This window comes from Streptomyces sp. NPDC001156 (assembly GCF_053598275.1).
The window spans coordinates 1-25,666 of the sequence record NZ_JBSFJX010000110.1 but is presented as its reverse complement, the minus strand read 5'-3'; the positions used below and the strand labels follow the sequence as shown (position 1 = coordinate 25,666).

Here is a 25,666-nt window from a genome sequence, read left to right as displayed (position 1 = left end):
CCCGCATGCGATGGACTGACCAGTGGCAGGAACTGCATGGACAGGCCGGGAAGTTCAGCGTATTCACGCAGGTGTCGAAGTTGCTCGCGGCCCGGGCGGAAGGGGACAGAGCCGACTCTCCACGCCGGTTCACGAAGGCCGAGGAGGGGGAGCGCCGTGCGCTAACGGCCGGCCGGCTCGGTGGTGCGAGAGCCGTCGCGCCCGGTGACGTGAAGGCGGTTACTTCGGGGGAGCCTGACGGCGGTCCAGACGGATGTCCTGGCTCGACAGCGTCATGGGCGACGCGGAGAAGGCGCGCAGCCGGATCCGGGTGCCGTCCTTGGGCAGATCGAAGCGGCCGCCGGGTGCCTCGAGCCGGTAGGTGGCCGTCCCGTGACCGGCGACGGACGAGGGGCCGCCGAGCACCTTCCACCAGCGGCTCATGCCCTGGCCCGTGGTCAGCGTGAAGTGCGGTTGGACGGCCGCGTCGCCGGTGTTGGTCACACGGACCGTGAGGGTCTTGACGGACGTGGGCGTCCGGGAGGCGGCGGTGGCCTGCATGTGCAGCGGCGGCCTTCCGGTCGCCCCCAGCATGACGGCGATGAGGGCCGGGGCCAGTACGGCCGCGGCCAGCACGGCCCGGGCCTGCCGCCGCCCGGACAGCAGCCGGGGCTGCCAGGCGGTGGTGAACACGCTGGACGGCACGGTGACGGCGGCCGCCAGCCACAGCGGGGTCATCAGCAGGTAGTAGCCGTCCTGCGAGCGGGTCGCCAGGAAGAACGCGCACCAGGGCAGGACGGTCGCGGCCGGCCCCAGACGGCGCACGAACAGCACGAACAGGGCCAGCAGACCCGCGAGCATCAGCATGCTCGCGTGGGAGTACCAGGCCAGGCGGTCGCTGCCGTCGGTGAAGTAGAGGGAGACGTCGACCAGGCCCTGGCCGTGGATCACGGCACCCTGGGTGATCGGCAGCGCGATGCCTTCGAGCCAGGTATGCGGTTCGCTCACGATGAAGTACGCGTTGATCAGCAGCCAGGTACCGGCGGCTATGCCGACGATCCGTGCCACCGCCATGGCCGCCGCGCGTGCCCCCAGTTCACCGCGCCTGAGCGCGTAGATGCCGGCGAGCAGGAACGGTGTGAGGAACCACGGCAGTTGCTGGCTGGCGCAGGCCACGCCCAGACAGGCGGCCCGTGCCCAGTCGGCGGCGCCGCCCGCGCCCATCCGCGTCCAGCGCACCACCACGGGGATGAGGAAGGCCATGGCGACGACCGCCGGGTAGCCGAGCCGGGCGTACATGGGGAGCATGCCGAAGCCCAGGCACACCATGGTGGCCGCCGAGCGCCAGGGGGTCGGCAGCATCTTCCACATGACGATCGTGCCGAGGACGAGCGCGCTGTTGGTGACCAGGGTCTCCGCGAGCGCCCCGTGGCCGATCCACAGCAGCGGCGCGGTCAGCAGCATGGTCACCGGCGGATAGCCGTACGTGTAGTCGTAGCCGCCGGTCATCGTCTGGGTGTAGGCGATGCCGTGACCGAACAGCCAGGGCCAGGGCTGTCCGTACGCAGGGTGGCCGTGGAGCAGTTCACGGGCGGCCTGCGTGGTGAGTATCGACTCGTCGCTGAAGTTGTGGGCGACACTGACCGCGCAGTAGGCGAGAGTGACCGCCGTCACCAGGACGACCAGGTCGAGACGCGCCAGCGACCTGCTGCGCCGCACCACCACGGTCAGGATTCCGGTGACCAGGATCGACGCGTAGCACAGCGAGATGACCCCGGCCACCACCGGTCTGTGACTGGCGGCGGCGGCCCACACACTGCGTGTCCCGATGAGCAGACTGATGTTCGCCAGCAGCGTCAGAACGCGATGCCACTGTGCGGGAGTCTGGTCCGGATCGTCCTGCGCCGCGAAGGGGCGCGTCCAGCGGCCGATTGTCGCCGGCCTCACTTCTGCCAACTGCACCCCCGGAACCTAACGGGACCTCGTGAACGTCGAGCGCTTGGAGGTGAAGACTCCGGTGTGAGGGCGGTAAGAACTGGTCGTAACCGGGCACCGGGAGCCGGCCGCCCTGGCAGACGGGCGCCAGGGGCGGCGAAGTGACCGCGGAAGGTGTCGCGGTCCGTGTCGCTGTTGGGCCGAAAGGGTGAGTGTGGTTAAGAATTGACCGGTGCAGACGATGAGTGCGAGCCAGTGCGGGGAGGGCCGGTGAACAGCCGCGATGTCACCGACGAACAGTGGGAAGGGCTCGCCCAGGTCGTTCCATTGCGCGGCCGGGACGCCTGGCCGTCCGCCGTCGGCCACCGTTCGATACCGGAGGCCGTGACCGAGGCGCGCCGGCGCTTCGTGGTCCTGCGGGTCAACGTCTTCGCGGACGCCCGCGAGGTCGCCGAGACGCTGATGGCGGGCGTGCCCGTGCTGCTCGACCTCACCGGCGCGGAGAACGACGTCGCCAAACGGGTGCTGGACTTCAGCACGGGTGTCGTCTTCGGTCTCTCCAGCGGGATGCACCGCGTCGACCGCAATGTGTTCCTGCTGACCCCACCGGGGACCGAGGTGCGGGGTCTGATGGAGGGGGCCGGAGTCACCCGCTGAGACCGGTGGGCGTCCGTGCAGCACGGTTCGTCGCCGCGCGGCCCGGACGGTCGCCCGATCGTGGGAAGGATGCGAGGGCGGAACGGTTCGCCCCGGCGCCGCGGGCCTACCGTCCCGGACATGACCGCGTCCCCTGCGTTGTCCCTGCCCGTGTCGGCCACTGCCCCGAGCCCTCGTCCGGACCGGCCCTGCGTCACCGAGCTGCGGCTGTCCGCGTTCGCCGGGCATCGCCGGGCCGCCTTCGCGCTGGCGCCGCTGACCCTGTTCACCGGACCGAGCGGCTCGGGCAAATCGCGGGCGCTGCAGGCGTACGAGGCGCTGGCGCGGCTCGGGGGCGGGGCGGAGCTGGCGGAGGCGTTCCCCGACCCGGTGATGTGCGTGCCCGAGCGGGCGCGGCCCGACGGCGAGCGGCGGCGCGGGTTCCGCATCGGCTGCACGGCCGACGGCCCGGAGGGACCCGTGCGGCTCGACGTCGCGATCCAGGCCGAGCCTGAACTGCGCGTCGTCGGCGAGCGGTTGACCGCCGACGGCCTGGTTCTGCTGGAGTCGGCGCTGCGCGACCCGGGCCGCCGGGCGGTGCAGGCCGCCTGGCACACCGCGGGCTCCGCCCCGGTGACCCGCGGGCCGCTCCCCGATGACCGCCTCGGCACCGCCCTGCTGCCGCTGCGCGTGGCGGGCAAGACGGACGGCCAGCGCCGGGTGCTCGCCGCGGCCGAGCAGATGGTGGTCGCCCTGCGGTCGGTCTTCGCCTGTGATCCGGGCCCCGGCTCGATGCGCGCCCCCGTGCCCCTGGGCGCGGGCCGGCTGCTGCCGGGCTGCGGCAACCTCGCCGAAGTGCTGCTGCGCACCCGCGCCGAGTGCGGCCGGCGGCACGCGCTGCTGGCCGCGGCGGTCGGGGCCGGGTGCGCGGGGCGGGTCGTGGATCTGCTGGCCGAGCCGCTCGGCGACGGCACGGTCCGGGCGCTGCTCGACCGCGGCGACGGACTGCGCACCCCGCTGAAGCTGCTGGGCGACGGCGAGCTGCGGTATGTGGCGCTGGCCCTGGTCCTCCTCACCGGTCCCGGCGTCCTGGAGGTCGACCCGGTGGGCGAGGTACCGGCGGCGCTGCAGACCCTCACGGTGCTGGCCGACGGCCTCGACCGCTGTATGGACCGGCGGCAGACGCGTGAACTGCTCGGGCTGGCGGCCCGGATGTGCGAGCGGGGTCACATCAGGCTGGTGGGCGCGGTGGGTGAGGCGTCCTGGGCGGCGGAGGTGGACGGGGCGACGGTGGTAGACCTGAGCGCGTGACAGAAGAACCCGGGCGGCGCAGGGACCTGGACGTCGCGTGGCTGCAGCGGCGGCTCGCGGACTTCGCCGCGGCACGCAACTGGCAGCCCTACCACACACCGAAGAACCTGGTGTCCGCACTCAGCGTCGAGGCGTCCGAACTGGTCGAGATCTTCCAGTGGTTGACGCCCGAGGAGTCGGCCCGGGTGATGGACGACCCGGGCACCGCCCGTCGGGTGACCGACGAGATCGCGGACGTGCTCGCCTATCTGCTCCAGTTGTGCGAGGTGCTCGGCGTCGACGCGCTCGCGGCGCTGGACGCGAAGATCGACCGCAACGAGACGAGGTTCCCGGCACCCGGAGCCGAGTGAGGCGGAACCACTCTGCGGAGGACGCCGGGCACCGCGGCCGGAACAGCGGAGCCACTGTCACTCTCCGGAGTCATGGGTTTGTCCTCTTCTCCTTCGTTGTCCACAGATTTCGGACTCCCTCTGGCCTTTCGTCTCCTGACCCTTCACGCTGGGTAGTGAACAACGGAGTTCGGGCAGACGTGCGGGAGTGCGTCGCGACAGACGGGGGCAGCGCATGGACGCGGTGCGGCTCATCGTGACGAGCAGGCGTGCCCTTTCGGGGAGCGAGGACGGGCCGAGAGTCATGACCGAGGCGTGGCAGGCGTACGCCCTGGCGCAGGCGATCGGCAGTCGGCTGGCGGTCTCGGGACCGCCCGAACTGCGCGGCGAGGCGCTGGGGTTGACGGAGTTGGCGGGCAGGGGTTGCGGTGTCCTGGACACACCCTCCATCGACGTGGCGGACCTGCGGGCCGCCCAGCTCACGGAGCTGGGCGACGCACGCAGTGCCCTCCTCGACCTCGGCACCCTCCTCGTGGAACTGGGCATGGCCCTTGTCGCGGCCGCGAGCGCCGCGGCGGACGAGGCCACGTACTGGCAGTGCATGGAGGCCATCGACGCGGCGGACGAGTCCAGGGACAGGGTCAGAGAGATGCTGCGAAGACTGGCGGCAAGGGACGGGGAGGTACGGGAGCGGGACAGAGCGGCGGGCTGAGCGCACACTCATTCCACCTGGTCCGGAGGGTATGAGCCGGTCCGGGCCGGAAGGGTGCTGTACGCGCTGGGCGGGGCGGGGCGGACGCACTGCTCAGATGCCGGGGGCGGGGACGGTGTGCTGCTCGGGCGTGGGGTGCGGCGTCGTATGCGCTGTTCGGGCCTCCGGCGCTCCCTGGTGCGGAGGGGCGGCATGACGCCTTCTCAGCCGGGGCCGGCCCCGGCTGACGCGGCCACGCCAGCCAACCGGCGGCCGGCACCCGGCACCGGCGGCCGGATTCGCGCTCCGGCCCCCGTTGTCGGACACCGCCGCGATGGGCCGGACGTGGCGGCGCCTCACCCGGTCGCCCGATGGACGGACTTTTCACCCGACCGGAGTCAGGTGGGGCGGTAGGGACCGGTGAGGCCGAATGTTCTCCGGGGATGCAGGATGGAAACATGGATCTTCGCATCTTCACGGAGCCCCAGCAGGGGGCGACCTACGACACCCTCCTCTCCGTCGCCAAGGCCACCGAAGACCTGGGCTTCGACGCCTTCTTCCGTTCCGATCACTATCTGCACATGGGCGACGTGGACGGCCTTCCCGGACCGACCGACGCCTGGATCACCCTGGCCGGCCTCGCCCGTGAGACCAAGCGCATCCGCCTGGGCACGCTGATGACCGCCGCCACCTTCCGGCTGCCCGGCGTTCTCGCCATCGAGGTCGCACAGGTCGACCAGATGTCCGGCGGCCGCGTCGAGCTGGGCCTGGGCGCGGGCTGGTTCGACGAGGAACACAGGGCGTACGGCATTCCGTTCCCCAAGGAGAAGTTCGCCCGTCTCGAGGAGCAGCTGGAGATCGTCACCGGGCTGTGGGCGACCGAGGTCGGCAAGACCTTCAGCTTCCACGGAGAGCACTACGACCTCACCGACTCGCCCGCCCTGCCCAAGCCCGCCCAGGCCAAGCTCCCGGTGCTCATCGGCGGTCAGGGCGCGACCCGCACTCCGCGGCTCGCCGCGCAGTACGCCGACGAGTTCAACATGCCGTTCGCGTCGATCGAGGACAGCGAGCGCCAGTTCGGCCGGGTCCGTGCCGCTGCCGAGGCGGCGGGCCGCGCCGCGGACGCCTTGACCTACTCGAACGCGCTGGTGGCCTGTGTCGGCAAGGACGATCAGGAGGTCGCCCGTCGCGCCGCGGCGATCGGCCGTGAGGTCGACGAGTTGAAGGCCCACGGCCTCGCGGGCACCCCGGCCGAGGTCGTCGACAAGATCGGCCGGTACGCGGAGATCGGGGCGGGGCGTGTCTACCTCCAGATCCTCGACCTCGACGATCTGGACCACCTGGAACTGATCTCCGCCCGGGTCCAGTCCCAGCTGAAGTGAAGTGAAGTGATCTGACCGGGGGCGTGGCCGCTCCTCGGGCCGGAGGCGTCCGGCCCGGGGCGGTCGTAGGCGAACGGGCGTGTGAGCCGGGCGAAAACTCCCTGGCTGCGGCCGGGTGTGCACGGCAATACTCGTACGTGTGTTTCTGACGATCTCCACGACGGGCGACGAGAAGACCCCGGCCACCGACCTGGGTTTCCTGTTGCACAAGCACCCCGACAACGCCCAGGCGTTCTCCACCTCCTACGGGACGGCACATGTCGTCTACCCACAGGCGGACACCGAACGCTGCACGGCCGCGCTGCTGCTGGAGGTCGACGCGCCCGCACTGGTGCGCAAGGGCCGTGGCAAGGGCCGCGGCGGCGCTCCCGACGCGGCCCTCGCACAGTACGTCAACGACCGCCCCTACGCGGCCTCGTCCCTGCTGGCCGTGGCACTGAGCAGCGTGTTCTCCACCGCGATGCGAGGCGTCTGCCAGGCCAGGCCCGAGCGCGCCGGGCAGCCGCTGCCGCTGCGGGTGGAGATACCGGCCTTGCCCGCCCGGGGCGGAGCGGCCCTGGTGCGACGCCTCTTCGAGCCGCTCGGCTGGACGGTCACCGCCGAACCGGTGCCGCTGGACGCCCAGTTCCCGCAGTGGGGCGACTCGCGCTACGTGGGCCTCGTCCTGGAGTCGGCCGAACTGACTCTTGCCGAGGCCCTGCGCCACCTGTACGTCCTGCTGCCCGTCCTCGACGACGCCAAGCACTACTGGGTCTCCGCCGACGAGGTCGACAAGCTGCTACGGGCCGGTGAGGGCTGGCTGCCCGGCCACCCCGAGCAGAAGCTGATCACTAGCCGCTACCTCTCGCGCCGCTGGTCGCTGACCCGGCAGGCGATGGAGCGGCTGGGGCTGCTGCGGCTGGCCGAGGCGGACGACAGCGAGGTCGAGGAGATCGACAACGCGGTGGAGGAGGAGAGCGAGACGGAGGAGCGGCCGACGCCGCTCGCCGTGCAGCGCAGGGACGCGATCATCGCTGCACTCGGGGAGAGCGCGGCCGCACGTGTCCTCGACCTCGGCTGCGGCCAGGGCCAGTTGGTGCAGGCGTTGCTCAAGGACCCGCGGTTCACGGAGATCGTCGGTGTCGACGTGTCGGTGCGGGCGCTCACCATCGCGTCCCGGCGCCTGAAGCTGGACCGCATGGGGGAGCGGCAGGCCTCGCGCGTGAAGCTGTTCCAGGGATCGCTGACCTACACCGACAACCGGCTCAAGGGGTATGACGCAGCGGTGCTCAGCGAGGTCGTCGAGCACGTCGACCTGCCGCGGCTGCCGGCGCTGGAGTACGCGGTGTTCGGCTCCGCCCGCCCGAGGACGGTCCTCGTGACGACCCCGAACGTCGAGTACAACGTCCGCTGGGAGTCGCTCCCGGCCGGGCACGTCCGGCACGGCGACCACCGGTTCGAGTGGACGCGGGAGGAGTTCCGCGCCTGGGCGGACCGGGTCGCCGAACGGTACGGCTACGCCGTGGAGTTCACGGCCGTGGGCCCCGACGACCCGGAGGTCGGGCCGCCCACGCAGATGGCAAGGTTCGAGCTGAGCACCACGACGATCGGGACAAAGGAGGAGAAGGCCGCATGACCGAGACCAAGGGGCGCACCCTGCCCGTCACCGACCTCTCCCTCGTGGTCCTCGTCGGTGCCTCGGGGTCGGGCAAGTCGACCTTCGCCCGCAGACACTTCAAGCCGACGGAGGTCATCTCCTCGGACTTCTGCCGCGGACTCGTCTCCGACGACGAGAACGACCAGAACGCGACCAGGGACGCCTTCGACGTCCTGCACTACATCGCCGGCAAGCGTCTCGCGGCGGGCCGCCGTACCGTGGTGGACGCCACCAGCGTGCAGCAGGAGGCCCGCCGACAGCTGATCGACCTGGCCAGGCAGCACGACGTGCTGCCCATCGCGATCGTGCTCGACGTACCGGAGCAGGTGTGCGCCGAGCGCAACGCGGCCCGCACCGACCGGGCCGACATGCCGCGCCGGGTGATCCAGCGCCACATACGCGAGCTGCGCCGCTCCGTGCGGCACCTGGAGCGGGAGGGGTTCCGCAAGGTGCACGTCCTGCGGGGCGTGGACGAGGTCGAGGGCGCGACGGTCGTCACCGAGAAGCGGTTCAACGACCTGACGCACCTCACAGGACCCTTCGACATCATCGGCGACGTCCACGGCTGCTCCTCGGAACTGGAGGCGCTGCTGGGAAAGCTGGGCTACACCGACGGGGTGCACCCGCAGGGCCGCACCGCCGTCTTCGTCGGAGACCTGGTGGACCGCGGCCCCGACAGCCCGGGCGTGCTGCGCCGGGTGATGTCGATGGTGGCGTCGGGCAACGCCCTGTGCGTACCGGGCAACCACGAGAACAAGTACGGCCGTCATCTGCGCGGCCGCAAGGTCCAGCACACGCACGGACTCGCCGAGACCATCGAGCAGATGGAGGGTCAGGGCGAGGAGTTCAAGCAGCAGGTGAAGGAGTTCATCGACGGACTGGTCAGCCACTACGTGCTCGACGGCGGCCGACTGGTGGTCTGCCACGCCGGTCTGCCCGAGAAGTACCACGGCCGCACGTCGGGCCGCGTACGCTCGCACGCGCTGTACGGGGACACCACAGGCGAGACGGACGAGTTCGGGCTGCCGGTGCGCTACCCGTGGGCGGAGGAGTACCGGGGCCGGGCGGCGGTGGTGTACGGCCACACACCGGTCCCGGACGCCACCTGGGTCAACAACACCCTCTGCGTGGACACCGGTGCCGTTTTCGGCGGCAGACTCACGGCGCTGCGCTGGCCCGAGCGGGAACTGGTCGATGTGCCCGCCGAGCGGGTCTGGTACGAGCCGGCCCGGCCGCTGGCCACCGAGGCACCCGGCGGGCAGGACGGGCGGCCGCTCGACCTGGCGGACGTGCACGGCCGCCGCGTGGTGGAGACCCGGCATGCCGGACGGGTGGCGGTCCGCGAGGAGAACGCGGCCGCGGCGCTGGAGGTCATGAGCCGTTTCGCGGTGGACCCGCGTCTGCTGCCGTACCTCCCGCCGACCATGGCACCCACGGCGACCTCGAACGTCGACGGCTACCTGGAGCACCCGGCCGAGGCGTTCGCGCAGTACGCGCAGGACGGGGTCACGCGGGTCGTGTGCGAGGAGAAGCACATGGGCTCCCGCGCGGTGGCGCTGGTGTGCCGGGACGCGGAGGCGGCGCGCGAGCGGTTCGGGGTCGACAGCACGTCCCCGTCGAGCGGGGGAGGGCCGACGGGCTCGCTCTACACCCGTACCGGACGCCCGTTCTTCGACGACGAGGCGTTCACCGAGCAGATCCTCGGCCGCCTGCGGACGGCGATCACGGAGGCGGGCCTGTGGACGGAGCTGCGGACCGACTGGCTGCTGCTGGACGCCGAGTTGATGCCGTGGTCGCTGAAGGCGCAGGGGTTGCTCCGGTCGCAGTACGCGGCCGTCGGCGCGGCGTCCGGGGCGGCTTTCCCGGCGGCGCTGGCCGCTCTGGAGGGCGCCGCGGCGCGGGGCGTGGACGTGACCGCACTGCTGGCGCGCCAGCGTGACAGGGCGGGGGACGCGGCCGCGTTCACCGACGCGTACCGCCGCTACTGCTGGACGACGGACGGCCTGGACGGGGTCCGACTGGCGCCGTTCCAGATCCTGGCGGCGCAGGGCCGCAGCCTCGCCTCCGTGCCGCACGACGAGCAGCTCACCCTGATCGACCGGCTCGTCGAGCACGACGGGAGCGGGCTGCTGCAGACCACCCGGCGCCTGTACGTGGACACCGGCGACCCGGAGTCGGTGCGGGCCGGCGTCGACTGGTGGCTGGAGATCACCGCACGCGGCGGCGAGGGCATGGTCGTCAAGCCGGTGGGCGCGGTGGTGCGCAGCGCCGAGGGGCGCCTGGTGCAGCCCGGCGTCAAGTGCCGTGGCCGCGAGTACCTCCGGATCATCTACGGACCGGAGTACACGCGCCCCGAGAACCTCGCCAGGCTCCGCCGGAGGTTCCTGAACCACAAGCGCTCGCTCGCGCTGCGCGAGTACGCGCTCGGCCTCGAGGCCCTGGACCGCCTCGCGGACGGCGAACCGCTGTGGCGGGTGCACGAGGCGGTGTTCGGGGTGCTGGCCCTGGAGTCGGAGCCGGTGGATCCCCGTCTGTGACGGGACCGTACTCCTCGGGTCCGCTCGTCCTCGCGGATGATCCGACCCGAGGGTCGTTGCCGGCGACGCCTCGTGGAAGGCGGCCGGCGGGGCCTCCGGGAGTCCGTCGCCGTGATCCGCTGACGTCCGGTTCCGGGGCCCGCTCGCTTCGAGTGGGCCCCGGCGCTCGGCGCGGCCCCCTCAGCCCACCAGCCGCAATCGTTCCTCGCACACCCCGACCCGGACCGTCTGGCCCCACGTCAGCTCCATCGCGTCCCGCTCCATTCCGTCGCCGAAGGCGATCAGACGCTCGGATTCGACGGTGAGCCGCAGGCACGACGCGGCCGTGAGGTCGCCCGACACCAGGGATGTGCCGGTGACGGGGGAGGGCCAGGCCTCGCGGACGAACCACAGCAGGCGGTCGTCCGTGGGGCGGGGGAGAGGCAGGGCGCCGTCCCGTTGTTGCCGCCAGAGCGACAGGAGCCAGCCGGTGGCCCCCGTCCCCGTCCCCACCAGCACTCCGGACGAAGCCTGGGTCTCGGCGACACCCCCGTCGCCGTCGAGGCCCAGGCGGTAGCGGGCGGTCTGATGACCGGCGGCGCCCAGATAGATCTCGTTGAGTGCGACGAGCCGCTGGGTGTCGTCGGCGAGGGCCTCTACCATGGTGAGTTCGTCGACGCCGGTGCCCTGTGCGCGGGCCGCCGGCAGCAGGGCCGCGGCGTTCTCCGGCCGGTGCCGCACCAGCACCCCGGGATTGCGTCCGGGCTCGGCGTCGATCCCCACCACCGGCTGGCCCGCCAGGTATTTGGCCACGTTCGCCACCAGCCCGTCCTGCCCCACCACGACCACCACGTCCTCGGGCGCGAACAGGAACCTGTCCAGGTCCGACCGCTCCACCCGCGCCTGACGCCAGGTCAGCGGCACCGCCGCCGCCACCTCGGACAGCGCCTCCCGCGCACGCCGGTGCCGTACCTGCACCTCGTCGATGGACCGTCCCCGCGACGCCAGGAAGAACGCGGCCTGCGCGTGCGTGCCGTGCCGGGCCAGCAACTCCTCGTACTCCGTGGTGCGGTGGACCAGCACGGCCCGCGGGGCGAGGCTCACGCCCGTTCCCCGCCGGCTGTCCCGCCCAGCCGGGACAGCAGCCCGGTGAGCACATCCGGCGACACCGTCACGCTGTCGATCCGCGGCAGGTTGTCGGCGAGCCGTGTCCCGGTCAGCGCGTGCAGCGTCGCCACGTCCACGTCCGCGTGCACCCGCAGCCACGCCGCCTGCGCCCCGGCTCGCGCCTCGCCGAGATCCCGGGCGACCCGCGCCTCCGCCTCACCGAGCGCCACGGTCCGCCGGGCCTCGGCCTCGCCCAACCGCACGGAACGGGTGGCCTCGGCGTCGGCGAGCCGGACCGCTCGGGCCGCCTCCGCCTCGGCCAGCCGGACCGTCCGCGCGGCCTCCGCCTCGGCGCGCACCGCGTCCGCCGCCGCGTGCTCCTCCGCCTCACGCCGCGCGTTCGTACCGCGCTGCTCGACCAACTGCTCCTCGCGCCGGGCGAGTTCGATCTGGCTGGCCAGTTCGTTCTCGGCGATGGCGCGCTCGCGTTCCACGGCGACAGCCCGGCGTTCGTATGTCGCCCGGTCCGCCTCCTGCTGGATCTGCTCGCGGGCCGGGGTGCGCAGAGCGCGTTCCACCTCGGGCTCGGGACGCAGCGCCACCACCCGGACGGCGACCACTTCGATACCGGTCGCGGGCAGCCGGGGCTCCGCCGCGAGCCCGGCCGCGACCCGCTCGCGTACCGCCGCGACGCCGTCGACCAGGGCCGCCGACAGCGGCGTCCGGGCCAGCACGTCCAGGGCGTGCTGCTGGGCGGTCTCCGTCAGCAGTGTGGAGAGCTGCTCCAGCGGCGCGCCCCGCCACACGCCCGTGTCGGGGTCGATGGAGAAGTCCAGCCGCGCGGCCGCGACACCGGGGTCGCTGATCCGGTACGTGACCGTGGCCTGCACCGCCACGTCCTGGAAGTCGGAGGTGCGGGCGTGGAACGTCATCGCCAGTTCCCGGTCGTCCACCGGGACTTCGGAGAGCGCGGCGGTCAGCGAGCGGTACCAGAAGCTGAGCCCCGGCCCGTCGTGGACCAGGCGGCCCGCCCGGTGGTGCCGGATGTGCGCGGTCGGCGCCCCGCGCAGATGACGCCAGCCGAAGCGCCGTGTGATGTCGGCCATGTGTCCGCTGCCCCCTCCTGACGAGAGCCCGTGAGGCCCTCTTCTTTTTCGTCATGGAGACGATAATGAGGTGAGCCACTTATCGTCAAGAGGACGAAATCAAACGGTCGGGTTCGCGCCGAACGAAGGGTGAACCGGGACCTGAGTGGTCAGGATGGAGGCATGGGATTCCATGTCGACTCCGAGGCCGGGCGGCTGCGCCGCGTCATTTTGCACCGGCCGGACCTCGAGCTGAAGAGGCTCACCCCCAGTAACAAGGACGCGCTGCTCTTCGACGACGTGCTGTGGGTGCGCCGGGCGCGCGCGGAGCACGACGGGTTCGCCGATGTGCTGCGCGATCGTGGAGTCGTCGTCCATCTCTTCGGTGATCTGCTCACCGAAGTCCTGGAGATCCCGGCCGCTCGCTCCCTCGTCCTGGACCGGGTCTTCGACGAGAAGGAGTACGGGCCGCTCGCCACCGACCATCTGCGCGCCGCCTTCGAGACGCTGCCCGCCGTGGAGCTCGCCGATGCCCTCGTCGGCGGTATGACCAAGCGCGAGTTCCTGGAGGCCCACGTCGAGCCGACGTCCGTGCGGTTCCATGTGATGGAGCTCGACGACTTCCTCCTCAGACCCCTGCCCAACCACCTCTTCACCCGCGACACCTCCGCCTGGATATACGACGGTGTCTCCATCAATGCCATGCGCTGGCCCGCACGGCGGCGCGAGACCGTCCACTTCGAGGCGATCTACCGGCATCATCCGCTCTTCAGTCACGAGGACTTCCATGTGTGGTCCCAGGGGCAGGCCGACTATCCGTCCACCATCGAGGGCGGGGACGTCCTGGTCATCGGCAGCGGCGCCGTGCTCATCGGCATGAGCGAGCGGACCACGCCCCAGGCCGTGGAGATGCTCGCGCACAAGCTCTTCGCCGCCGGCTCGGCCCGCACCATCGTCGCCCTCGACATGCCCAAGCGGAGGGCGCTCATGCACCTCGACACGGTGATGACCATGGTCGACGGCGACACCTTCACCCAGTACGCGGGGCTCGGCATGCTCCGCTCCTACACCATCGAGGCCGGCGCCGGCGACAAGGAGCTGAAGGTCACCGACCACCCGCCGGAGCACATGCACCGGGCGATAGCCGCCGCACTGGGGCTGAGCGAGATCCGGGTGCTCACCGCCACGCAGGATGTGCACGCGGCCGAGCGCGAGCAGTGGGACGACGGGTGCAATGTGCTGGCGGTCGAGCCGGGAGTGGTGGTGGCGTACGAGAGGAATGTCACGACCAATACGCATCTGCGCAAACAGGGAATCGAGGTGATCGAGATCCCGGGAAGTGAGCTGGGGAGGGGGAGAGGCGGCCCCAGGTGCATGAGCTGTCCGGTGGAGCGGGACGCCGTCCCGAGGTGAACGCGGGTGTCGGCGGGCGCTATTCGTGTCCTGCCGGATGCGCCCGGCTCATGTCGCGCATAGAAATGTTGCCGATCGTATAGACTTCCATTCGTCCTCTTGTTCGTCCTGCCCTTTCGTACCCTGGAGCGCCCTGATGGCGACAGCCCCGACCGCCCTCACGGGACGTCACTTCCTCAAGGAGTTGGACTTCACCGCGGAGGAGTTCCGTCACCTGGTCGAGCTGGCGGCCGAGCTCAAGGCGGCCAAGAAGGCCGGGGCCGAGACCCCTCGCCTGCGGGGCAGGAACATCGCGCTGATCTTCGAGAAGACCTCGACCCGTACGCGGTGCGCCTTCGAGGTCGCCGCCGCTGACCAGGGCGCGCACACGACCTATCTGGACCCGACCGGCTCACAAATGGGGCACAAGGAGTCGGTCAAGGACACCGCCCGGGTGCTCGGCCGCATGTTCGACGCCATCCAGTACCGGGGCCATGCGCAGGGTGTCGTCGAGGAGCTGGCCGCCTACGCCGGGGTTCCCGTCTACAACGGACTCACGGACGAGTGGCACCCGACCCAGATGCTCGCCGACGTCCTCACCATGACCGAGCACAGCGACAAGCCGCTGGCCGGGATCGCCGCCGCCTATCTCGGCGACGCCCGTTACAACATGGGCAACTCCTACCTCGTCACCGGTGCGCTGCTCGGCATGGACGTCCGGATCGTCGCGCCCCGGCTGCTGTGGCCGGATGCCGCGATCGTCGAGGTGGCCCAGCAGCTCGCCATCTCCTCCGGGGCGCGCATCACGCTCACCGACGACGTGAAGGAGGGCGTGCGTGGAGCGGACTTCGTCGCCACCGACGTATGGGTGTCGATGGGCGAGCCCAAGGAGGTCTGGGACGAGCGCATAGCGCTGCTCGCCCCGTACGCCGTCACCATGGACGTGCTGCGCGCGACGGGCAACGACGCCGTGAAGTTCCTGCACTGCCTGCCGGCCTTCCACGACCTCGGTACCGCCGTCGGCCGCGAGATCCACGCACGGCACGGGCTGACCGAGCTCGAGGTCACCGACGAGGTCTTCGAGTCCGAGCACTCCGTCGTCTTCGACCAGGCGGAGAACCGCATGCACACGATCAAGGCGGTCCTCGTCGCCACCCTCGCTTGACCGGACCGGTGTGCCGCCGCCTCAGCGGGCGCCGGAGACCCCCCGTACGATCCTCGGCGGATCCGGAGCCACCCCTTCCGCGATCCGCCACGCGGCGAACCCGTCGCGACGCACCACCGAAAAGAGCACCATCCGTATGCCCGGCAGTCCCGCCAACCCCTTCCGTATCAAGTCCCCCGAGCTGCTCGTCGCCGAGGCCGGCGCCGATCTCGCGGGCCACGGCCTCAAGCGCCACATGGGCCTGTTCCAGCTCGTCTGCTTCGGCGTCGGCGCGATCGTCGGTACCGGTATCTTCGTCGGTCTGTCCGACTCGGTCGCCCAGGCCGGGCCCGCCGTTGTCGTCTCCTTTGTGCTCGCCGCGCTCACCTGCGTCTTCACCGCGTTCGCGTTCGCCGAGCTGGGCGGCGCGATCCCGGTCTCCGGGTCCTCGTACTCCTTCGCCTACGCGGGCCTCGGCGAGGGCACGGCCTTCCTCGTCGGCTGGTGCCTGCTGCTGGAGTACGGCGTGTCCGTGTCGGCCGTCGCGGTCGGCTGGAGCCAGTACGTCAACGAACTGCTGCACAGCCTCACCGGGTGGCAGCTGCCCGCCGTGCTCTCCGCCGGGCCCGGCGACGGCGGGGTGGTCAACCTTCCCGCGGTGATCGTCATCGCCCTGGCCTCGGTGCTGCTCGTGCGCGGCGTCCGGGAGAGCGCCCGGGCCACCGCCGCCATGGCGGTCCTCAAGCTCGCCATCCTCGTCGCCTTCTGCGCCATCGGGTTCACTGCGTTCAAGCACGGCCATCTGACCCCGTTCTCCCCGGCCGGGCTCGGCGGCATCGGGGCCGGCACCACGGCCGCCTTCTTCTCGTACATCGGCTTCGACGCGATCACCACCGCGGGCGAGGAGGCCAAGAACCCGCGGCGCGACATCCCCGTGGCGATCCTCGTCTGCCTCGGCCTTGTGACGCTGCTGTACTGCGCGGTCGCCGTCGCCGCGATCGGTGCGATCGGCGGTCCGGCGGTGGCCGGCCGGCCCGCGGCGCTGTCGTACGTGGTCAACCAGGTCACCGGTTCCACCGTCGGCGGCGGAGTCATCGCCTTCGGCGCGGTCGTCGCCATCGCCTCGGTCGTGCTCACGGTGATGTACGGGCAGACCCGCATCCTGATGTCCATGTCCCGCGACGGGCTGGTCCCCCGTGTCTTCGAGCGCGTCTCCCCGAAGACGTCGACGCCGGTCACCGGCACGCTGATCGTGGCGTTCGTCTTCGCGGTCCCGGCGGCCTTCGCCTCGCTGGACGCGGTAGTCGGCCTGTGCACCATCGGCACGCTCGCCACGATGGCCGTGGTCAATGTGGCGGTGATCGCCCTGCGCCGCCGGGAACCCGGCCTGGCCCGCAGCTTCCGGGTGCCGCTGTACCCGCTGGTGCCGCTGCTCGGGATCGGCTTCTGCCTGTACCTGATGTACGAGACGGGCTGGACGACCTGGGTGCAGTTCGCGGTGTTCCTGGCGGCCGGGTGCGTGGTGTACGCGCTCTACGGGCGCTGGCGCTCCCGGCTGGTCGCGGGCGCCGTCACGCCGGACGCCACTGCCGTGGAACCACAGGCAGTCTGAACCACACCGCCTTGCCGGACGCGGTCGGGCGGTGACCGCAGGCCGAGCTGAGGCTGCGGATCAGCAGCAGGCCGCGCCCGTGCTCCTGCCAGGGGTCGGGGACCTCCGCCGCCGGGCGGGTCAGACTGCCGGGCGGCTCCGGGTCGGGGTCGTGGACCTCGACCTTGCACCCCGTCGGCAGCAGCTCGACCACCAGCTCGATCGGCCCCTCACCCGTGGCGTGCTCCACCGCGTTCGCGACCAGTTCCGCCGTGAGCAGCTCCGCGGTGTCGCTGTCCGCCGCATGCTCCAGCTCCGCCAGCGCCGTGCGGACCAGGGCACGGGCGACGGGCACGGCCGCGGCGGTGTGCGGCAGCGCGACGCGCCAGGAGGCGGGGGCGGGAGGTTCGTACAAGGCGGATCCGTTCATGGCGCAGGTCGTCCTGCTTTCAACTACAAGGCATGGTACGGCGCGCCCCGCAAGGAGCGGTCGCCGGGCTTCGCCCGGAGCCCTCGTCGGCTCCGGTAGGGGGCTGCCTACCCGGGACGACGCCCGGCCTTGCGCTGCGGCGCAGGTCGTTACCGGCCTGTCGACGAGCTGTGACGCGACGCCGGGACCGACGTCGGTCAGGATTTCCCTCTCCCGCACACTGCCTTATTGCGCACTCGTGACGACAGTCACGAACGAGTGATAACTTCATCACAGAGAAGCAGTGCGGACAGCCGCCCCCGTCCGAGGAGGCCGCACCACATGAGTCCCTTCACCGGCTCCGCCGCCCGTACCTCCGACTGGCGTCACCTCAGATGCGCCCTCACCAAGGGGGTCGCCACCGTCACCCTGGCGCGCCCCGAGAAACTCAACGCGCTCACCTTCGGCGCCTACGCCGACCTGCGCGACCTGCTCGCCGAGCTGTCCCGGGAGAAGTCCGTCCGGGCCCTCGTACTGGCCGGCGAGGGCCGGGGCTTCTGCTCCGGCGGCGACGTCGACGAGATCATCGGCGCCACGCTGTCCATGGACACCTCCGAGTTGCTCGATTTCAACCGGATGACCGGGCAGGTCGTACGGGCCCTGCGGGAGTGCCCGTTCCCGGTGATCGCGGCCGTGCACGGAGTGGCCGCGGGCGCGGGCGCGGTGCTCGCGCTGGCCGCCGACTTCCGGGTGGCGGATCCCTCGGCCCGCTTCGCCTTCCTCTTCACCCGGGTCGGGCTCTCCGGCGGCGACATGGGGGCCGCCTATCTGCTCCCGAGAGTCGTCGGACTCGGCCATGCGACCCGGCTGCTGATGCTCGGCGAGCCGGTGCGGGCACCCGAGGCCGAGCGGATCGGGCTGATCAGCGAGCTGACCGAGGAGGGCCACGCCGACGAGGCGGCCCAGGCCCTTGCCCGGCGGCTCGCCGACGGCCCGGCGCTCGCGTACGCCCAGACCAAGGCACTCCTCACAGCCGAGCTGGACATGCCGCTCGCCGCCTCCGTCGAGCTGGACGCGGCGACGCAGGCCCTGCTGATGAACGGTGAGGACTACGCCGAGTTCCACGCCGCCTTCACCGAGAAGCGGGCGCCGAAGTGGCAGGGGAGGTAGCCATGGCGGCGGTCCACCCGACGGCGGCGCGGCAGGCGCTGCGGGTCGCCGTCATCGGCGGGGGCCCCGGCGGCTTGTACGCCGCCGCCCTCCTCAAGTGTCTGCACCCGGCTCGCGAGGTCACCGTCTGGGAGCGCAACGCCCCCGACGACACCTTCGGCTTCGGTGTCGTCCTGTCCGACGAGACCCTCGGCGGCATCGAGCACGCCGACCCCGTCGTCTACGCGGCGTTGCAGGACGAGTTCGTGCGCTGGGACGACATCGACATCGTGCACCGGGGCGTCCGCCACACCTCCGGCGGCCACGGGTTCGCTGCCCTCGGCAGGCGGAGACTGCTGCAGATCCTGCACGAGCGCTGCCGCTCCCTCGGGGTCGACCTGCGCTTCGGCTCCGAGGCTCCGCATCCCGCGCGGCTCGCGGAGTCGTACGACCTGGTGATCGGCGCCGACGGCGTGCACAGCGCCACGCGCCAGGCCTACGCCGAGGTGTTCCGGCCCTCCGTCGAGGAGCACCTCTGCCGGTACATCTGGCTTGCCGCCGACTTCGCCTTCGACGCGTTCCGCTTCGAGATCGCCGAGACCGAGCACGGCGTGATGCAGCTGCACGGCTACCCCTACTTCCGCCCGTCGCCGGACCAGGCGGGGCCCTCCGGGCCGCAGGACCAAGGCGCCTCCACCGTGATCGTGGAGATGCGCGAAGAGGTGTGGCGGGCGGCCGGCTTCGCGGAGCTGGACACCGCCGAGACCATCGAGCGCTGCGCCAAGATCTTCGCGGAGGCGCTCCACGGCATGCCCCTGCGGTCCAACAACTCCGCCTGGACCACGTTCCGCACGGTCGTCAACGAGCGCTGGTCGCACGGCAATCTGGTCCTCCTCGGCGACGCCGCGCACACCGCGCACTTCTCCATCGGCTCCGGCACGAAGCTGGCCGTGGAGGACGCGCTGGCCCTGGCCGCCTGTCTGGAGGAGCACTCCTCCCTGCCGGATGCCCTGGCCGCGTACGAGGAGGAGCGACGCCCGGTCGTCGCCTCCACGCAGCGCGCGGCCCGGGCCAGCCTGGAGTGGTTCGAGAACCTCGGGCTCTACGTCGGCCAGCCAGCCCGGCAGTTCGCCTTCAACCTGCTCACCCGCAGCCGCCGGGTCACCCACGACAACCTGCGGCTGCGCGACCCGCACTTCACCGAGTCGGTGGAGCGGGACTTCGGCTGCCCGCCCGGCACACCGCCGATGTTCACCCCCTTCCGGCTGCGCGGTCTGAGCCTGCGCAACCGGGTCGTGGTCTCGCCGATGGACATGTACTCGGCGGTGGACGGGGTTCCGGGCGACTTCCACCTCGTCCACCTGGGCGCACGGGCACTCGGCGGGGCCGGCCTGGTCATGACCGAGATGGTGTGCGTGAGCGCCGAGGGCCGGATCACACCGGGCTGCGCGGGTCTGTACACCGGTCGGCAGGGGGAGGCGTGGCGGCGGATCACCGACTTCGTGCACACCAGTGCGCCGGGCACCGCGATCGGCGTGCAACTCGGGCACAGCGGCCGCAAAGGCTCCACCAAGCTGATGTGGGAGGGCATGGACGAGCCCCTGGAAGGGGGCAACTGGCCGCTCGTGGCCGCCTCCCCGATCCCGTACAAGCCCGGGAGCCAGACACCCCGCGAGCTGTCCCGCGCACAACTGACCGACATCCGCGAGCAGTTCGCGGCGGCCGCTTGGCGGGCCGCGCGCAGCAACTTCGATCTGCTCGAACTGCACTGTGCCCACGGCTATCTGCTCTCCGGATTCCTTTCGCCGCTCACCAACCGCCGTACCGACGGCTACGGCGGCACCCTGGCGAAACGGCTGCGCTTCCCCCTGGAGGTCTTCGACGCCGTACGGGCGGTGTGGCCCGAGGAGCGGCCCATGACCGTGCGGATCTCCGCGACGGACTGGGCCCAGGGCGGCACGACGGCCGAGGAGGCCGTGGAGATCGCCCGCGCCTTCGCCGCTCACGGCGCCGACGCGATCGATGTGTCGACCGGGCAGGTGGTGGCCGAGGAGCGACCGGCATTCGGGCGTTCGTACCAGACCCCGTACGCCGACCGGATCCGCCAGGAGATCGGCATCCCGGTGATCGCCGTGGGTGCCATCTCGTCCTGGGACGATGTCAACTCGCTGATTCTGGCCGGACGTACGGATCTCTGCGCGCTCGCCCGGCCGCATCTGTACGACCCGCACTGGACGCTGCACGCGGCGGCCGAGCAGGATTACAGTGGGCCGGGTGTGGCGTGGCCGGCGCCCTACAGGGCCGGCAGCAGGCGGCCGCAGACGGGGCGCACGGATGCCCCCAAGCCCCGGCTCACCCTGGGCGGTTGAGCCGAGCCTCGGGCGCCGGGGAGCGCGGCCGGGGCGGTGGGGTCACACCCCCGCGAAGGCCGCTCCCGCGTCCCGCAGCCGCTCGTGCAGGGCCCGGAAGACAGCGGCCGAGCGGGCGCCCGGCCAGTCCACGGGGAGCAGCTCGGCGGGCAGCCCGGGGTCGACGTACGGCAGATGGCGCCAGGTGTCCAGAGCGAGCAGATAGTCGCGGTACGCGTCCTCGGGCGGCGTCGTCGGGCGGGCCTCCCAGCCGTGCAGCACGGGCGCGTGGCGTTCGAGGAATGCCTCGTGCTGCCCGGCGATCGCGGTGAGGTCCCACCAGCGTGCCACCGCCCGGACGGTCGGTGTGAAACCGAGATGGTCGCCGCGGAAGAAGTCCACGTACGGGTCGAGCCGCAGCCGCTCCAGGGTGTGCCGGGACTCCTCGTACAGGCGCGCCGGAGCGATCCACACGCCGGGCGCCGCGGTGCCGAAGCCGAGCCCGGCGAGCCGGGAGCGCAGCAGGTGCCGCTTCTGCCGTTCCGACTCCGGCACGGAGAACACGGCGAGCACCCAGCCCTCGTCCTTGGGCGGCGTCGTCGCGTACACGCGCCGGTCGCCGTCGTCGAGCAGTTGCCGTGCGTCCGGCGACAGCGCGTACCCGGCTGCCCCCGTGGCCGTGCGGGCCGGCACGAGCAGTCCGCGTCGTTTCAGCCGTGACACCGACGAGCGGACCGAGGGCGCGTCCACGTCCACCGCGGCGAGCAGCCTGATCAGCTCGGCCACCGGCACCGGGCCGGGGGCGAAGCGGCCGTAGGCGCCGTAGAACGTGACGATGAGGGACCGGGGAGCGTGCTGATCGGACACGTTGATCACTCTAGGACGTCCGCGTCACCCATGATCACCTTCTGCGGCAGCGGAGTTGGCGTCCGGGCGGCCCTCGGCAGCCGTCCCCGCCGCAGGGGTGAGATGGGTACGCAACCGGAAACGCTGGAGTTTGCCCGTCGCCGTGCGTGGCAGCGCGTCCAGGAAGACGAACTCGCGCGGGCATTTGTACGGCGCGAGCTCGGACGTCAGGAACGCGCGCAGTGCGTCCGGGTCGGGGGCGGCGCCGGCCCGGAGGACCGCGTATGCCACCACGATCTGCCCGCGGGCCTCGTCGGGCCGCCCGACGACCGCCGTCTCGACCACGTCGGGATGGCGCAGCAGGGCTTCCTCCACCTCGGGTCCGGCGATGTTGTAGCCGGCCGAGATGATCATGTCGTCGGCGCGCGCGACATAGCGGAAGTAGCCGTCGGGGTCGCGGACATAGGTGTCGCCCGTGATGTTCCAGCCGTCCCTGACGTACTCCTGCTGCCGCGGATCGGCGAGGTAGCGACAGCCGACCGGGCCGCGCACCGCGAGCAGGCCCGGTTCGCCGTCGGGCACAGACCGGCCGTTCGCGTCCTGCACGCGCGCGTGCCAGCCCGGTACCGGCACTCCGGTGGTTCCCGGGCGGATCCGGTCGTCCGCGGCGGAGATGAAGATGTGCAGCAGTTCGGTGGCGCCGATGCCGTTGATGACGCGCAGTCCGGTGCGCTCGTACCACGCCTGCCAGGTCGCCGCGGGCAGGTTCTCGCCCGCCGACACACAGCGTCGCAGCGATGTGATGTCGTGCCCGTCCAGCTCGCCGAGCATGGCACGGTAGGCGGTCGGGGCGGTGAACAGCACGGAGACGCGGTGCTCGGAGATCGCGGGCAGCAACTGCCCGGGCCCCGCCTGTTCGAGCAGCAGGGCGCTGGCACCGGCCCGCAGCGGGAAGACGACGAGCCCGCCGAGACCGAAGGTGAAGCCGAGCGGGGGACTGCCCGCGAAGACGTCGTCGGGGCGCGGCTGGAGTATGTGCCGGGAGAAGGTGTCCGCGATGGCCAGCACGTCGCGGTGGAAGTGCATACAGCCCTTGGGACGGCCCGTGGTGCCCGAGGTGAAGGCGATCAGCGCCACGTCGTCGGCCGCCGTGTCCACGGGCGGGAACGGCTCCTCGGACGCCGGCAGCCGCAGCAGGTCGTCGGGGGAGTCGCCGCCGTAGGTGGTGATGTGCAGCCCGGGGACGTCGGCCTTCACCAGGTCGTCGACCACGCGCACGTCGCACAGGGCGTGGCCGACCCGGGCGAGCCCGCAGATCGTATGCAGTTCGTGCGGGCGCTGCTGGGCGAGCACCGTGACGGCGACCGCGCCCGCCTTGAGCACCGCGAGCCAGCAGGCCGCAAGCCAGGGGGTGGTGGGGCCGCGCAGCAGGACGCGGTTTCCGGGGACGACGCCCAGCCGGGAGGTGAGGGTGTGCGCGATCCGGTCGACGCGGGCGCGGAGCTGTCCGTAGGTCCACACCTCGCCGTCCGCGGTGCGGAAGGCGGGGCGTTCCGCGGCGGTCCCGGCGAGCAGTTCGGCCGCGGCGTTCAGCCGTTCGGGGTAGCTGAGCTCGGGCAGGTCGAAGCGGAGCTCGGGCCACTGTCCGGGCGGCGGGAGATGGTCGCGGGCGAAGGTGTCCCGGTGGGCCGTGCGGGCGGGGCGTGTCGCGGCAGCGGTGCTCGCGGTGTCCGTGGAGCTGGTGGCGTTCCTCGGTTCCATGGCCGTTCGCCCCTCGTCGTGGTGGGCTCGCGCATCGAGCGTATCGTGTTGGTGACGACAGTCAACGGTCCGCGATACGGTCGGATGGTCAGCCCGGCCGGGCCGGGTACGCGGTCAGGGAGAGGGGACCGGCAATGACCGCATTCTCGCTCGATCCCGAACAAACCGCCTTCTGCTCGGAGCTGCGCGCCTGGGCCGAGCAGCGGCTGCGCCCGCCGGCCGAGAAGGGCGAGCCCGGCCACGTCAACCGCGAACTCCTCACCGAGCTCGGCCGACTGGGGCTGCTGGACCGGCTGTTCACCTCGGGCGCGCTCGATCTGTGCCTGATGCGCGAGTCCCTCGCGTACGCCTGCACGGAGGCGGAGACGGCGCTCGCCCTGCAGGGCCTCGGCGCCCATCCGGTGCACGCGTACGGCACACCGGCTCAGCGCACCCGCTGGCTCCCCGGCATCCGGGCCGGCACCACGGTGGCCGCCTTCGCGCTGACCGAGCCGGACGCGGGCTCGGACGCGGCGGCGCTGTCGCTCACGGCCGAACCCGATCCCGCGTCCGGCTGGCGGCTCACCGGTGAGAAGTGCTGGATCTCCAACGCCCCCGAGGCGGACTTCTACACGGTCTTCGCGCGCACCACCGCGGGTGCCGGCTCCCGTGGCGTGACCGCCTTCCTCGTGCCCGCCGACCGCCCCGGCCTGACCGGCAGCCCGCTCGAGATGCTCTCCCCGCACCCCATCGGCAGCCTCGCCTTCGACGCCGTACCCGTCACCGCCGACGACGTCATCGGCGAACCCGACCGGGGCTTCCGGGTCGCCATGGGCACCCTCAACCTGTTCCGCCCCAGCGTCGGTGCCTTCGCCGTCGGCATGGCGCAGGCGGCCCTCGACGCGACGCTCGCCCACACGGCCCGGCGGGACGCCTTCGGCGGCAAGCTGAAAGACCTTCAGTCCGTCTCCCACCAGGTCGCCGAGATGGCCCTGCGCACCGAGGCGGCCCGCCTGATGGTCTACGCGGCGGCGACGGCGTACGACGAAGGCGCCCCGGACGTCCCGCGGCGTGCCGCCATGGCGAAGCTGCTCGCCACCGAGACCGCGCAGTACGTCGTCGACGCGGCCGTCCAGCTGCACGGGGCCCGCGCCCTGCGCCGCGGCCACCTCCTCGAACACCTCTACCGGGAGGTGCGGGCGCCCAGGATCTACGAGGGCGCGAGCGAGGTCCAGCGCGGCATCATCGCCAAGGAGCTGTACGCCACCGTGGAGGCCCCGTGACCAGCGAGCGCATCAACCCGCCCACCCTCTCCCCGGCCACGGGCTTCTCGCACGCCGTCGTCGCGACCGGGTCCCGGCTGGTGTTCCTGGCCGGGCAGACCGCGCTCGACGAGAACGGGAAGGTGGTCGGCGACTCTCTTGCCGAGCAGTTCGAGCGGGCGCTCACCAACCTGCTCACCGCCCTGCGGGCGGCCGGTGGCACCCCCGCCGACCTCGCTCGCGTCACGGTCTACGCGACCGACGTCGCCGACTACCGCGCCCACGCCCCCGAACTCGGCCGTATCTGGCAGGACCTGGCCGGCCGCGACTACCCCGCGATGGCCGTCGTGGGCATCACCCGCCTCTGGGACGAGCAGGCCCTCGTGGAACTGGACGGCTTCGCCGTGCTTGCGTAGCCCCGGCCGGGAACCTGCGCCGGGTGCTCTGCGGTGGGCGGGGGCACATGCTCCGTCCCGCCGGGCGGCCGGCGTGATGCCCTGCCGGCCGCTCAAGGGCAGTCCGACGACGGCCGGTGCGGACTCGCCACCGGACGGGTGAAGGTCACCTCACCCGGTGCGGCCTGCCGGTACCTGTGGAGTCCCCCCACTTCAGGAGGTTCTCCATGTCCGTGCGCCAGGTCATCGTGGTCGTCGGCGCCGTCCTGCTCCTGTCCGCCGCTCCCGCCGCGGGGGCGCTGTCAGGCCGGCACGACGAGGTGACCGTCGACCGAACCGGTCACCTCTTTGCCGACGGCACGGTCACCCTCTCCGGCACCTACCGGTGTCTGCGCGGCAGCGGCCCCGTCTTCGTCTCGTCCTCCCTCTCCCAGGGCGACCGCCGCATCAGTCACGGCGTCGGCGGCACCCTGGCCCACTGCGACGGCACCAAGCACCGCTGGACCAACTCCGAGACGCTCCGGGACGCGTACACCCCGGGCCGGGCGCACGTCGAGGCCATCCTGACGGAGCTGAGCGCCACCGACCTCCCGCTGCCTCGCTTCCACGCGGTACGGGAGCAGGGCATCAGACTCGTCCGGGACTAGGGCGTGTATTGAGTCGTGATCAATGAGCGGTCCGGGTGAGGTCTTTGATCCAGATCATCGAGGCGCGCAGGTGGAGGCCGGCGAGGTAGCTGTCGGGGGTCTTGTCGTACCGGGTGGCGATGCCTCGCCATGCCTT

Annotated in this window: 21 protein-coding genes; 15 read left to right on the top strand and 6 right to left on the bottom strand. The window is 71.8% G+C overall.

Annotated features, from left to right (window positions below; translation table 11 throughout):
• Positions 1–219: 219 nt before the first annotated feature.
• Positions 220–1,941, bottom strand: a complete 1,722-nt coding sequence (locus ACWDA7_RS34435; RefSeq protein WP_450609514.1) for a hypothetical protein — start codon at positions 1,939–1,941, stop codon at positions 220–222.
• A gap of 243 nt (positions 1,942–2,184) precedes the next feature.
• On the opposite strand from ACWDA7_RS34435, the gene ACWDA7_RS34430 reads away from it, so the two are divergent.
• The 7 genes from ACWDA7_RS34430 to ACWDA7_RS34400 all read left to right on the top strand — a co-directional run bounded on the left by ACWDA7_RS34430 (position 2,185) and on the right by ACWDA7_RS34400 (position 10,436).
• Positions 2,185–2,571 (top strand): cell division protein SepF, encoded by a 387-nt coding sequence (locus tag ACWDA7_RS34430; protein ID WP_360989820.1) that lies wholly within the window; start codon positions 2,185–2,187, stop codon positions 2,569–2,571.
• Positions 2,572–2,691: 120 nt separating this feature from the next.
• Positions 2,692–3,861 carry an ATP-binding protein gene (locus ACWDA7_RS34425; protein WP_450609512.1) on the top strand — a complete coding sequence of 390 codons (1,170 nt, stop codon included), beginning with the start codon at positions 2,692–2,694 and terminating at the stop codon, positions 3,859–3,861.
• The gene (locus ACWDA7_RS34420; RefSeq protein WP_450609510.1) at positions 3,858–4,211 is read left to right on the top strand and encodes a nucleotide pyrophosphohydrolase; all 354 of its coding nucleotides are present in this window, start codon (positions 3,858–3,860) and stop codon (positions 4,209–4,211) included. The genes ACWDA7_RS34425 and ACWDA7_RS34420 overlap by 4 nt, the downstream gene beginning before the upstream one ends.
• A 214-nt stretch (positions 4,212–4,425) precedes the next feature.
• Positions 4,426–4,902 carry a DUF6099 family protein gene (locus ACWDA7_RS34415; protein ID WP_450609508.1) on the top strand — a complete coding sequence of 159 codons (477 nt, stop codon included), beginning with the start codon at positions 4,426–4,428 and terminating at the stop codon, positions 4,900–4,902.
• A gap of 437 nt (positions 4,903–5,339) precedes the next feature.
• Positions 5,340–6,263, top strand: coding sequence for an LLM class F420-dependent oxidoreductase (locus ACWDA7_RS34410; RefSeq protein ID WP_450609506.1), 924 nt, complete (start codon positions 5,340–5,342; stop codon positions 6,261–6,263).
• A 139-nt stretch (positions 6,264–6,402) separates the two neighbouring features.
• Positions 6,403–7,878 (top strand): 3' terminal RNA ribose 2'-O-methyltransferase Hen1, encoded by a 1,476-nt coding sequence (locus ACWDA7_RS34405; RefSeq protein WP_450609504.1) that lies wholly within the window; start codon positions 6,403–6,405, stop codon positions 7,876–7,878.
• On the top strand, positions 7,875–10,436 hold the full coding sequence (locus tag ACWDA7_RS34400) for a polynucleotide kinase-phosphatase (RefSeq protein WP_450609502.1): 2,562 nt from the start codon (positions 7,875–7,877) through the stop codon (positions 10,434–10,436). The genes ACWDA7_RS34405 and ACWDA7_RS34400 overlap by 4 nt, the downstream gene beginning before the upstream one ends.
• 180 nt (positions 10,437–10,616) lie before the next feature.
• Here ACWDA7_RS34400 and ACWDA7_RS34395 read toward each other — a convergent pair whose 3' ends face one another.
• Positions 10,617–11,519 (bottom strand): hypothetical protein, encoded by a 903-nt coding sequence (locus ACWDA7_RS34395; RefSeq protein WP_450609500.1) that lies wholly within the window; start codon positions 11,517–11,519, stop codon positions 10,617–10,619.
• Positions 11,516–12,628, bottom strand: a complete 1,113-nt coding sequence (locus ACWDA7_RS34390) for an SPFH domain-containing protein (protein ID WP_450609498.1) — start codon at positions 12,626–12,628, stop codon at positions 11,516–11,518. The genes ACWDA7_RS34395 and ACWDA7_RS34390 overlap by 4 nt, the downstream gene beginning before the upstream one ends.
• Before the next feature lie 162 nt (positions 12,629–12,790).
• On the opposite strand from ACWDA7_RS34390, the gene ACWDA7_RS34385 reads away from it, so the two are divergent.
• The 3 genes from ACWDA7_RS34385 to ACWDA7_RS34375 all read left to right on the top strand — a co-directional run bounded on the left by ACWDA7_RS34385 (position 12,791) and on the right by ACWDA7_RS34375 (position 16,755).
• Complete coding sequence (locus ACWDA7_RS34385; RefSeq protein WP_450609496.1) at positions 12,791–14,020, top strand: arginine deiminase; 1,230 nt, start codon at positions 12,791–12,793, stop codon at positions 14,018–14,020.
• A 136-nt stretch (positions 14,021–14,156) separates the two neighbouring features.
• Entirely contained in the window at positions 14,157–15,164 is a 1,008-nt protein-coding gene (gene argF, locus ACWDA7_RS34380) for an ornithine carbamoyltransferase (RefSeq protein ID WP_450609494.1), read from the top strand.
• Between the two features lie 136 nt (positions 15,165–15,300).
• Positions 15,301–16,755 carry an amino acid permease gene (locus ACWDA7_RS34375; protein WP_450609492.1) on the top strand — a complete coding sequence of 485 codons (1,455 nt, stop codon included), beginning with the start codon at positions 15,301–15,303 and terminating at the stop codon, positions 16,753–16,755.
• On the opposite strand, the gene ACWDA7_RS34370 is transcribed toward ACWDA7_RS34375, so the two are convergent.
• The gene (locus ACWDA7_RS34370) at positions 16,715–17,164 is read right to left on the bottom strand and encodes an ATP-binding protein (protein ID WP_359394240.1); all 450 of its coding nucleotides are present in this window, start codon (positions 17,162–17,164) and stop codon (positions 16,715–16,717) included. The two genes, ACWDA7_RS34375 and ACWDA7_RS34370, sit on opposite strands and share 41 nt — an antisense overlap.
• 321 nt (positions 17,165–17,485) lie before the next feature.
• Here ACWDA7_RS34370 and ACWDA7_RS34365 point away from each other — a divergent pair, with 321 nt between their 5' ends.
• Both ACWDA7_RS34365 and ACWDA7_RS34360 read left to right on the top strand, forming a co-directional pair.
• Positions 17,486–18,313 (top strand): enoyl-CoA hydratase family protein, encoded by an 828-nt coding sequence (locus tag ACWDA7_RS34365; RefSeq protein WP_450609490.1) that lies wholly within the window; start codon positions 17,486–17,488, stop codon positions 18,311–18,313.
• A 2-nt stretch (positions 18,314–18,315) separates the two neighbouring features.
• The gene (locus ACWDA7_RS34360; RefSeq protein WP_450609488.1) at positions 18,316–20,661 is read left to right on the top strand and encodes a bifunctional salicylyl-CoA 5-hydroxylase/oxidoreductase; all 2,346 of its coding nucleotides are present in this window, start codon (positions 18,316–18,318) and stop codon (positions 20,659–20,661) included.
• A 42-nt stretch (positions 20,662–20,703) separates the two neighbouring features.
• Here the strand turns inward: ACWDA7_RS34360 and ACWDA7_RS34355 are convergent, their stop codons facing one another.
• Both ACWDA7_RS34355 and ACWDA7_RS34350 read right to left on the bottom strand, forming a co-directional pair.
• Positions 20,704–21,516 (bottom strand): PaaX family transcriptional regulator, encoded by an 813-nt coding sequence (locus tag ACWDA7_RS34355; protein WP_450609486.1) that lies wholly within the window; start codon positions 21,514–21,516, stop codon positions 20,704–20,706.
• Positions 21,517–21,531: 15 nt separating this feature from the next.
• Positions 21,532–23,247, bottom strand: coding sequence for an AMP-binding protein (locus ACWDA7_RS34350; RefSeq protein ID WP_450609484.1), 1,716 nt, complete (start codon positions 23,245–23,247; stop codon positions 21,532–21,534).
• A 134-nt stretch (positions 23,248–23,381) separates the two neighbouring features.
• Between ACWDA7_RS34350 and ACWDA7_RS34345 the strand changes: the two genes are divergently transcribed.
• From ACWDA7_RS34345 to ACWDA7_RS34335, 3 genes are all read left to right on the top strand, one after another.
• On the top strand, positions 23,382–24,509 hold the full coding sequence (locus ACWDA7_RS34345; protein ID WP_450609482.1) for an acyl-CoA dehydrogenase family protein: 1,128 nt from the start codon (positions 23,382–23,384) through the stop codon (positions 24,507–24,509).
• A complete protein-coding gene (locus ACWDA7_RS34340; RefSeq protein ID WP_450609480.1) occupies positions 24,506–24,904 on the top strand; it encodes a RidA family protein in 399 nt (132 codons plus the stop codon). Before ACWDA7_RS34345 ends, ACWDA7_RS34340 begins: the two co-directional genes overlap by 4 nt.
• Positions 24,905–25,110: 206 nt before the next feature.
• Positions 25,111–25,530 (top strand): DUF6299 family protein, encoded by a 420-nt coding sequence (locus ACWDA7_RS34335; RefSeq protein WP_450609478.1) that lies wholly within the window; start codon positions 25,111–25,113, stop codon positions 25,528–25,530.
• Positions 25,531–25,666: the final 136 nt, after the last annotated feature.

Excerpts from the sequence above, each read along its gene's own strand:
- ACWDA7_RS34375 (WP_450609492.1), top strand. The coding sequence starts at position 15,301 with ATGCCCGGCAGTCCCGCCAACCCCTTCCGTATCAAGTCCCCCGAGCTG.
- ACWDA7_RS34370 (WP_359394240.1), bottom strand. The coding sequence starts at position 17,164 with ATGAACGGATCCGCCTTGTACGAACCTCCCGCCCCCGCCTCCTGGCGC.
- ACWDA7_RS34360 (WP_450609488.1), top strand. The coding sequence starts at position 18,316 with ATGGCGGCGGTCCACCCGACGGCGGCGCGGCAGGCGCTGCGGGTCGCC.
- ACWDA7_RS34385 (WP_450609496.1), top strand. The coding sequence starts at position 12,791 with ATGGGATTCCATGTCGACTCCGAGGCCGGGCGGCTGCGCCGCGTCATT.
- ACWDA7_RS34350 (WP_450609484.1), bottom strand. The coding sequence starts at position 23,247 with ATGGAACCGAGGAACGCCACCAGCTCCACGGACACCGCGAGCACCGCT.
- ACWDA7_RS34365 (WP_450609490.1), top strand. The coding sequence starts at position 17,486 with ATGAGTCCCTTCACCGGCTCCGCCGCCCGTACCTCCGACTGGCGTCAC.
- ACWDA7_RS34345 (WP_450609482.1), top strand. The coding sequence starts at position 23,382 with ATGACCGCATTCTCGCTCGATCCCGAACAAACCGCCTTCTGCTCGGAG.
- ACWDA7_RS34390 (WP_450609498.1), bottom strand. The coding sequence starts at position 12,628 with ATGGCCGACATCACACGGCGCTTCGGCTGGCGTCATCTGCGCGGGGCG.
- ACWDA7_RS34335 (WP_450609478.1), top strand. The coding sequence starts at position 25,111 with ATGTCCGTGCGCCAGGTCATCGTGGTCGTCGGCGCCGTCCTGCTCCTG.
- ACWDA7_RS34400 (WP_450609502.1), top strand. The coding sequence starts at position 7,875 with ATGACCGAGACCAAGGGGCGCACCCTGCCCGTCACCGACCTCTCCCTC.
- argF (WP_450609494.1), top strand. The coding sequence starts at position 14,157 with ATGGCGACAGCCCCGACCGCCCTCACGGGACGTCACTTCCTCAAGGAG.
- ACWDA7_RS34425 (WP_450609512.1), top strand. The coding sequence starts at position 2,692 with ATGACCGCGTCCCCTGCGTTGTCCCTGCCCGTGTCGGCCACTGCCCCG.
- ACWDA7_RS34415 (WP_450609508.1), top strand. The coding sequence starts at position 4,426 with ATGGACGCGGTGCGGCTCATCGTGACGAGCAGGCGTGCCCTTTCGGGG.
- ACWDA7_RS34410 (WP_450609506.1), top strand. The coding sequence starts at position 5,340 with ATGGATCTTCGCATCTTCACGGAGCCCCAGCAGGGGGCGACCTACGAC.